Here is a 7,131-nt window from a genome sequence, read left to right as displayed (position 1 = left end):
TCAGGTAGGAAACGGACTCGTCCACCCCTTGTTTACTGTTCACTGTTTACTGTTCACTGGTCACTGTTTCCTGTTCCCTGTTCCCTGTTCCCTGTTCCCTTATCTCTAACTAATGTTTCCTTGAGTGATACTTCCTCCGGAAATGTCGTATGCAGAAACACCTTTAACGTCTCCAGCAATATTGATGTTTCCACGACTTTGGGGTGCTTCGGCTTCCGTCAGAAGGCGAGTGAGTTCGCTTTCTAACGTTGGATCTTCCTTGAGTAACTTCTTAAGTTGCTGACGCAGTGCGGCTAAAGCATCTTCGTCCTCAGGCGCTTGCGCTACATCCTGAACTGCTTCTTGGGCTGATGGTTTAGCTTCCACTTTGGGATGGAGTTTAACCCAAATAACTTTCGCTTTTTCCCAACTATCTGCACCAAGTTTTTTTGCTGCTTCCTCTGCTGCTTTATCTCCTAGTTTGAGTAGGTAAGGCAGAAAAGGAGATAGAATCTTAGTTAGAACAATAACATCTATCATTAGTAAGAGATTTTATTGGGCATAGATAGTACCATTGAAATCTACACCTGCGTAAGTTGTGCTTTCGGAAAAGTTGTACCAATTTTTCTCAATTTGATGGGCGGCTTTTTCGACCTTTGCAGCGTCGTCTTCTCTAGACACACCTTAAAATGAAAAGAAGTATAGCCTTTCGCAGTTCATTAATTCTTTATCTATGTCATTTCTTGCGGGTTTAGCAGCGATCGCAGTCTTGGCTGTTTTGATCCTGGTGCATGAGTTTGGACATTTTATTGCAGCAAGATCCCAAGGGATTTACGTCAATCGCTTTTCTTTGGGCTTTGGTCCGGTGATTTGGAAGTATCAAGGAGCACAAACTGAATACGCTCTCCGCGCTTTTCCTCTGGGTGGGTTTGTCGGTTTTCCTGACGATGACCCAGATAGCGATATTCCTCCTGAAGACCCAAATCTTTTACGTAACCGCCCTATTTTAGATCGGGCGATTGTGATTAGCGCAGGAGTGATAGCAAATTTAATATTTGCCTACTTCCTGCTTGTGACACAGGTGGGTGTTGTAGGGGTAAACATCCCACAACCACCCCAAAACGGGATTCTCGTCCCAGAATTAATTTCACAACCAGTTTCTGTTGCTGCGAAAGCAGGTCTTCAGCCTGGAGATGTCATTTTAGCTGCTGATGACAGAACTTTTGGGACTTCTGAACAAGAGTTAAAAGCTTTCACAGAAATCATCAAAGGTAATTTAGGCAAGCAAATTAATTTGACAATCGCCCGTGGCGATCAAAAACTGTCTGTCAATCTGACTCCTGAAGCTAATGCTAAGGGAGAGGGTAGCATAGGTGTGCGCCTTTCTCCTAATCAGAAAATCGTGCATCGTCGCGCGACAAACCCGGTCGAAGCATTAAAAATTGGCGCTACACAATTTCAGCAGATTCTGGTCAAGACAGCTCAAGGTTTTGGACAATTAATTACTAACTTCCGCGAAACAGCAAACCAAGTTGCTGGTCCAGTTAAAATTGTGGAGATTGGTGCAAGCTGGGCTCAGAACGATATCAGCAATTTGTTGTTCTTTGGTGCTTTGATCAGCATTAACTTGGCTTTTATCAACATTTTGCCTTTACCAGCTTTAGATGGAGGACAACTCGCCTTTCTGGTAATTGAAGGTTTGCGCGGTAAACCCTTACCGAATCGTGTTCAAGAAGGTGTCATGCAAACTGGTTTGGTGATACTTTTAGGACTAGGAATTTTTCTCATCGTCAAAGAAACTACCCAATTGGAGTGGGTGCAAAGATTATTCCAGTAATGAGTATCCGCAAACAGTCATCTAAGAAGCAACGGGCGCTAGAAATTCTAGTTCGCCTGAAGCGTCTTTATCCAGATGCAACTTGCTCTTTAAACTACTCAACTCCTGTACAGTTGCTGGTGGCTACGATTCTCTCGGCTCAGTGTACGGATGAACGGGTGAATCTAGTGACACCAGGCTTATTTAGTAAATTTCCGGATGCAGCAACTCTGGCAAATGCTGATTTGACAGAGTTAGAAACAAGCGTGCGTTCCACAGGGTTCTATCGCAATAAGGCAAAGAATATTCAAGCTGCTTGTCGAATGATTATCAATGAGTTTGGCGGTCATGTCCCCAAGCAGATGGAACAGATGTTGCGGCTTCCAGGTGTGGCGCGAAAGACAGCAAATGTCGTGCTTGCTCATGCTTATGGAATTAATGTTGGGGTGACGGTGGATACTCATGTGAAACGTCTGAGTGAGCGTTTGGGGTTAACTGAACACACAGACCCCATCCGTATTGAACGAGATTTGATGGGTCTATTGCCTCAAGCAGATTGGGAAAATTGGTCTATTCGGCTGGTTTATCATGGTCGTGCGATTTGTAAAGCGCGATCGCCTGCTTGTGATACTTGTAAATTAGCTGACCTGTGTCCTTCTGCTTTTAACGTACCACAAGTAACTGTCAAGGCAAAAATTAAGGAAGCTTAGGAATCTAGACCTACAGACCCTGTCTAAAAGAGACTTTGGTCACTAGACGTGGGATTATATAGAATGGAAAATGCTGTCTTTCAATAAATCACTAACATTATGGCAAAAAAGAGTTTGATTGAGCGCGAGAAAAAACGCGCCAAATTGGTGGCTAAATACGCTGCAAAACGGGAAGCACTGCTGGAAGAATTTAGAGAAGCAGAATCTCCTCTTGATAAGTTGGAAATTCACCGTGAAATTCAACAGCTACCCCGCAATAGCGCTCCTAGCCGCCACCGTAACCGTTGCTGGTTAACGGGTCGTTCCAGAGGAGTTTACCGCGACTTTGGGCTATCTCGTAATGTTCTGCGGGAATGGGCACACGAAGGTCTTTTACCCGGAGTTGTTAAGTCTAGTTGGTAGTGGTGAGTCATTAGTCATTAGTCATTAGTCATTAGCTTTAGACAAAGAACCAAGGACTAATGACGAACGACAAAGGACATAAATTATTTATTGCCTATTTATTGCCCACAACACTTGTCAATCCCCAAACTTTCTAAGAGTAAGTCGCTAACGGCGTTAGCAATAGCAAACTCACCGTAGAAACTTTTGGAAAAATCAAACGACTGCATCTCTGTAACAATGGCAATAACCAGAGAACCCAAGTCGTTTTCTCCTTCCATGCGTTGGCGTACAAAAATTTGTGCTGCCCTTTCGGCAATTATCTGATTGATTGCTTCTGGGATAAATTCTTCATCCAGCCACTGATGCAAGCGTTGCTGTAACCATTTTCCTTCAAGCATCGGATCTTGAGGTGGTGGTAGGGTGATCGGTGGAATGGGTTGCGTCATTTTCTCTTGTTTTTATATTAAAGAGGTTTGTAGTAGTCGCGGTAGGGCTGACTACAAACTATGTATATTCCTTATTTCTATGAAATATGATGTTGCGACTATTATTCAAGGCTATGCTCAAGGTTATTTTCTCATGGCTGATGAGAATGATGTCTTGGGGTGGTATGGGAGTCGCGATCGCACTCTCATTCCTTTAGATCAAAGATTTCGCTATCCCAAGTCCCTACAGCGTGTTCTGAATCAAGAGCGTTTTAGCGTTGCGATTAACCGCGATTTCAAAGCTGTCGTAGCTGGATGTGCTAACCGAGAATCAACTTGGATTTCACCAGAGTTAAAAGAAATTTATTGGGAACTTTACCAGACGGGTTGGGCGTATAGTTTTGAAACTTGGCAAGGGGATGAACTGGCTGGGGGAATTTTAGGAATTGTGATTGGGGGTGCTTTTATTGGGGAGTCGATGTTTTACCGCATCCCGGAAGGTTCAAAGGTGGCGATGGTGAAGTTAGTAGAAATGTTGCGGAAAAAGCGATTTGTGATGTTTGATGCTCAAATGATGAATCCCCATTTGGAGAGGTTTGGTGCTTATGGGGTCAGTGATGATGAGTACATGGTGTTACTGAAGAAAGCTTTGCAGCGTTCTTGTTCTCTACTTTGAGTTTTGTTGCGATCAGTTAACCAATGTCATCAGCTCAAAAAGTTTCTGGAACTCCAAAATTTACTTGGAGTTCGTGGAGCATTTTCACAATGCTGTCTCCGTAAATCACTGAACCGTGCATTGTAGCAAGGTACTTAATAGGAAGCTTCTTGATAGCTTCGATTCCGCGAGTGAATGTCTTTCCCTCAACCATAAATCCTAGTTGACGCTGAAACTTGATGACTGACTCTGTCAAATCCTCATTGGTGAGTGGTGTGTCAAAATGACCATTGTGAGCTGCTAAGTCAGAACAGAAAAGCACACAATCTTGCGGTTCGTAGAACAGACATCCCTCCCAACCATGTGGGAAATGAGGCGTCTCGATTAGGGTAATGTTCTTCGATCCTAAGGAAACGCTTTTGTTATTCTTCAAAACGTGGGCTTTTCGGATCGCAATATCGTCAATATTAGCTCGATTTAGCGGACTGACAAGCGGAACAGCTTCTGGACAAACTTCCAGCCATTGATTTAATGCTCCACACTCATCAGCTTCAAGGTGACAAAAGGCAACGTAACGGATTTCAGTCGGATTGCATACTGATGATACTAGCTCATAAATGGCATTAAACCATTTCGAGTGTCCTGTGTGAATGAGCATGTGACACTCATCTAAGATGAGAAACTGACTGAAGACAAAGTTCTTGTTAGTAGAAACGGAGATCTTAAATACTTTGGGAAGTATCTCATCAATTCTGGTAAACATCGTTATCCTTGGGCAATTGTGTAAATTTATTTTATTTTGTAGTGTGGGCTTCTAGCCCGCTGAGGTCACAAACTAGGGAGCAAGATGCTCCCACTACTGTTTTTTTGCATGCATTGGGATGCTCCCAAAAGTTTTGGTCCAGTGAACTACCCACACCAAACTGAGTACAGTTATGGTGCGGGGCTTACGGCGAAGAAGCTAAATGACACCTAACTCCCGTTGCAACGGACGGACGATAAACTAGAAAAGTATGCAAGGAGGTTTTCATGATGGTGAATCATTCAGTAGCCAGTTCTAGCTTTTCCAAACGGACAATATTTGCACCTCAACCGATTGGTGTTTTACCTGCACAACTACCGACGACTCAAGTCCTCAATGTTGAACTTGATGAAGATGAGGACATTGAGTGGACTTGGACGACATTACCGACTGGTCAACAGTATGTTAGTGGCTACACCATCATTTCCAAATCATCTGACGGGAACTAATTGACTGAGGATAAATTCTTTTCAACAGATCAAAACGCTGGTTGCAGGAAGATAACCTCAAAGTTCTGGGGCGGAAATTGTTGACTGCTAGTCACAAGCAACTGATACAGGTTCCCAGTCAAATTGGCTTTATTTTCCAGGCGCATCACCCAGCAGAATGTCCGTATAAGCTGTCGCGCTTTTAATTTGCATATTCTTGTAGTCTAATCAATCATTAAAACCCTCTTTCCTTCTGCCTTCTGCCGTCTGCCTTCTGCCTTGCTGTTGTGCATTTTTAATGCGCAACAGCTTATCACTGTGGTTGTATTGAGACACATCACAGTTATCTAAACCTGCCAAAAACTGATATCCTACAACTAGTAGTTAAAGGTACCCAATTTAATTGTAATTAAACGTGGCTCAAAACTACCGCAGTGCTAAGCTCAGAGGCAAATCCTTCAAAGGGCAAGACTTAACAGGTACGGACTTCTCTTATTGCGATATCCGAGGTGCTGACTTTACAGGTGCCACCCTCAGAGGAGCCAACTTCAGCCATGCGCAAGCAGGACTACAACGCCGTTGGGCATTTGCCTTAGTCATATTTGCGTTACTGCTATCGACAGTATCTGGATTGCTATCGGCTGTTGGTGGTTCGTTGCTAGGATTTATTCTAGTTGATGGCAACCGTCAAAATACTTATGTTACTGTCATCAGTTCAATAATATTGTTAATCTTTTTTCTCATCTCTATGCGCCGAGGAGTTGCAGCAGCCTGTGGGTTTTTGGCAGCGGCTGTCATAGGAACTGGGCTTGCAGCAGTCGTATGGGCTGGGATAGTGGCTGTAGCATGGGTTGGGACAGGCACTCAGACACGGGTGATGGAATTGGCAGCTGTGGTAACGGTAGTCGTCACTGGGGCTGTGGCAGTTATAGTGTCTGCAACAGGGCTAGTGGTTATATCCGGGGCGGCGGTGGTGGCAGGATTTATCGCTGGGTTATTGGCAGTAGCGCTGACAGTGTCAGTCGCAGGGGCTGTAGCGGGAGTAGTAGTTGTAGCCGCTGCAAAGATAGGTGGTGTCGTCGCAGCAATACCAGCATCAGCAGTAGCAATATTAACATTAATTGTGTCTGCTGATGTGAGTTGCCGTGGCTTATATCAAGATGATAAGCAAAGCTGGATTGGCAATATTGCTCTTGGTTTGGTGACAGGACACGGCACCAGTTTTCAAGAAAGTGATTTAACTGATGCGGATTTTACGCAGGCAAGACTGAAAAACACTACCTTCAAAAAATCTATCCTGGCACGTACCTGTTGGTTTCAGGCGAAAAAGCTGAATCTGGCTGATATTAGGACAACTTATCTTAAAGATGAAAAGATCAGACAATTACTGGTGACAAAAGAGTTACAAAACCAAAATTTTGATGGCTGGAATCTGCAAGGTATCAATTTGCAAGGAGCAAATATCACAGATGCTAGTTTAGTTGCAACTGTGCTGAATGAGTCTAACTTACAAAATGCTGATTTTTCTAGAGCCAATCTGACAAGAGCACAATTAGATAGAACTGATTTTAGAGGTGCAACTCTTACAGGCGCATACATCGGGAACTGGGGCGTGACACCGGAAACCAAACTAGATGGGATTAAGTGTGAGTACATTTTTCTGTGTGTACCTACGAAAGATAATCCGAACCCCCATCGTCTACCCACCAACTGGGAAGAGACATTTGAAGATGGGGAGTTTGCTCAATTTATTCGCACATCATCGAAATTCTCACAAATTTAGACAAAAGACTTGACCGAAACTAAGGGTGTGAGGGTGTGAGGGTGTAAGGGTGTAAGGGGAAGAAAGTAAAACACTCTTACCGTTTCTTTTTCCAAAGTTGTGGGAACCAACGAATAAATCATTCCCCTACACCCCTACACCCCTATACC

Annotated in this window: 10 protein-coding genes; 6 read left to right on the top strand and 4 right to left on the bottom strand. The window is 43.8% G+C overall.

All coding sequences use genetic code 11. The features are described from left to right. Nucleotides 1-105: 105 nt before the first annotated feature. Together DP116_RS25845 and DP116_RS30045 are read right to left on the bottom strand one after the other, a co-directional pair. Nucleotides 106-519 (bottom strand): hypothetical protein, encoded by a 414-nt coding sequence (locus tag DP116_RS25845; protein WP_169157872.1) that lies wholly within the window; start codon nucleotides 517-519, stop codon nucleotides 106-108. Between the two features lie 12 nt (nucleotides 520-531). Continuing rightward, nucleotides 532-660 (bottom strand): hypothetical protein, encoded by a 129-nt coding sequence (locus DP116_RS30045; protein WP_281357478.1) that lies wholly within the window; start codon nucleotides 658-660, stop codon nucleotides 532-534. A 52-nt stretch (nucleotides 661-712) separates the two neighbouring features. Here DP116_RS30045 and rseP point away from each other — a divergent pair, with 52 nt between their 5' ends. The 3 genes from rseP (at nucleotide 713) to rpsN (ending at nucleotide 2,907) form a co-directional block, all read left to right on the top strand. After that, on the top strand, nucleotides 713-1,816 hold the full coding sequence (gene rseP, locus DP116_RS25840; protein ID WP_169157871.1) for an RIP metalloprotease RseP: 1,104 nt from the start codon (nucleotides 713-715) through the stop codon (nucleotides 1,814-1,816). Then, nucleotides 1,816-2,505 (top strand): endonuclease III, encoded by a 690-nt coding sequence (gene nth / locus DP116_RS25835; RefSeq protein WP_169157870.1) that lies wholly within the window; start codon nucleotides 1,816-1,818, stop codon nucleotides 2,503-2,505. Before rseP ends, nth begins: the two co-directional genes overlap by 1 nt. 99 nt (nucleotides 2,506-2,604) lie before the next feature. After that, a complete protein-coding gene (rpsN, locus tag DP116_RS25830) occupies nucleotides 2,605-2,907 on the top strand; it encodes a 30S ribosomal protein S14 (protein ID WP_169157869.1) in 303 nt (100 codons plus the stop codon). Nucleotides 2,908-3,005: 98 nt separating this feature from the next. On the opposite strand, the gene DP116_RS25825 is transcribed toward rpsN, so the two are convergent. Beyond that, nucleotides 3,006-3,335, bottom strand: coding sequence for a DUF8822 family protein (locus DP116_RS25825; protein ID WP_048870849.1), 330 nt, complete (start codon nucleotides 3,333-3,335; stop codon nucleotides 3,006-3,008). A 79-nt stretch (nucleotides 3,336-3,414) separates the two neighbouring features. On the opposite strand from DP116_RS25825, the gene aat reads away from it, so the two are divergent. Then, nucleotides 3,415-3,990, top strand: coding sequence for a leucyl/phenylalanyl-tRNA--protein transferase (gene aat / locus DP116_RS25820; RefSeq protein ID WP_169157868.1), 576 nt, complete (start codon nucleotides 3,415-3,417; stop codon nucleotides 3,988-3,990). 34 nt (nucleotides 3,991-4,024) lie between these two features. On the opposite strand, the gene DP116_RS25815 is transcribed toward aat, so the two are convergent. Next, nucleotides 4,025-4,732, bottom strand: coding sequence for an oxygen-binding di-iron domain-containing protein (locus DP116_RS25815; RefSeq protein WP_169157867.1), 708 nt, complete (start codon nucleotides 4,730-4,732; stop codon nucleotides 4,025-4,027). Between the two features lie 266 nt (nucleotides 4,733-4,998). Here DP116_RS25815 and DP116_RS25810 point away from each other — a divergent pair, with 266 nt between their 5' ends. Next, nucleotides 4,999-5,220: a hypothetical protein gene (locus DP116_RS25810; RefSeq protein WP_169157866.1), complete on the top strand. Its 222-nt coding sequence runs from the start codon at nucleotides 4,999-5,001 to the stop codon at nucleotides 5,218-5,220. 394 nt (nucleotides 5,221-5,614) lie between these two features. Next, complete coding sequence (locus DP116_RS25805) at nucleotides 5,615-6,982, top strand: pentapeptide repeat-containing protein (protein WP_169157865.1); 1,368 nt, start codon at nucleotides 5,615-5,617, stop codon at nucleotides 6,980-6,982. Nucleotides 6,983-7,131: the final 149 nt, after the last annotated feature.

This window comes from Brasilonema bromeliae SPC951 (genome assembly GCF_012912135.1).
In the GTDB taxonomy this organism is placed as follows: Bacteria; Cyanobacteriota; Cyanobacteriia; order Cyanobacteriales; family Nostocaceae; genus Brasilonema; species Brasilonema bromeliae.
This window is presented reverse-complemented; position numbering and strand designations above follow the sequence as displayed.

Coding starts and splice junctions, on each gene's coding strand:
- nth (WP_169157870.1), top strand. CDS start 1,816: ATGAGTATCCGCAAACAGTCATCTAAGAAGCAACGGGCGCTAGAAATT.
- aat (WP_169157868.1), top strand. CDS start 3,415: ATGAAATATGATGTTGCGACTATTATTCAAGGCTATGCTCAAGGTTAT.
- DP116_RS25815 (WP_169157867.1), bottom strand. CDS start 4,732: ATGTTTACCAGAATTGATGAGATACTTCCCAAAGTATTTAAGATCTCC.
- DP116_RS25825 (WP_048870849.1), bottom strand. CDS start 3,335: ATGACGCAACCCATTCCACCGATCACCCTACCACCACCTCAAGATCCG.
- DP116_RS25810 (WP_169157866.1), top strand. CDS start 4,999: ATGATGGTGAATCATTCAGTAGCCAGTTCTAGCTTTTCCAAACGGACA.
- rpsN (WP_169157869.1), top strand. CDS start 2,605: ATGGCAAAAAAGAGTTTGATTGAGCGCGAGAAAAAACGCGCCAAATTG.
- rseP (WP_169157871.1), top strand. CDS start 713: ATGTCATTTCTTGCGGGTTTAGCAGCGATCGCAGTCTTGGCTGTTTTG.
- DP116_RS25845 (WP_169157872.1), bottom strand. CDS start 519: ATGATAGATGTTATTGTTCTAACTAAGATTCTATCTCCTTTTCTGCCT.